Source organism: Psychrobacter sp. 1U2 (assembly GCF_051847575.1).
This window is the reverse complement of the sequence record NZ_JBPYDC010001329.1, coordinates 1-627: the sequence shown is the minus strand read 5'-3', so window position 1 is coordinate 627 and position 627 is coordinate 1. Positions and strand designations below refer to the sequence as shown.

1 pseudogene is annotated in these 627 nt (G+C 48.8%); it reads left to right on the top strand.

Going from position 1 to position 627, the window contains the following annotated elements:
- Nucleotides 1-627, top strand: a pseudogene (locus ACS8FD_RS21910) (bifunctional [glutamate--ammonia ligase]-adenylyl-L-tyrosine phosphorylase/[glutamate--ammonia-ligase] adenylyltransferase); the annotation flags it as partial.

Genomic DNA, 627 nt, shown 5'->3' with positions numbered 1-627 from the left:
TTTTACACAAAATAAAAGAGCAGGGCATGACGACTGGTGAGAAGTCAGTCAGTGGCATGAAGTTTGCGGCTCGTTTAGCTCAAAAGCTTATGACTTATCTCAATACGCAAACGCGTGATGGGCGAGCGTATGAAATCGATATGCGTCTGCGCCCATCGGGAAATGCAGGTATGATGGTGGTTTCTTGTCATGCTTTTGAGACTTATCAGCGCGAAAAAGCGTGGGCTTGGGAGCATCAGGCGCTGGTTCGGGCACGGGCAGTATGCGGCGACAAACGTGTAACAGCGCTATTTTGCGATATTCGCCGTACGATATTGGCCTTGCCACGTACGCTTGATGAAGTACGTACGGAAGTGACAAGTATGCGCATCAAGATGCAAAAGCATCTGGGCACCAGTCAATGGCAACAACAAGCGGGCAAGTTTCATCTTAAGCAAGACGCTGGCGGTATCATTGATATTGAGTTTCTGGCACAATTTGTCGTGTTGGCCTATTCGCATAAGTACCCAAGCCTCACTAAGTGGAGCGACAACGTACGCATCTTTGAAGAGGTGGCGTTGCTTGGCATTTGGGAGGAGCAAGTCTGTCAAGATTTAACTGATGCTTACTTACGTATTCGCGCCGCCA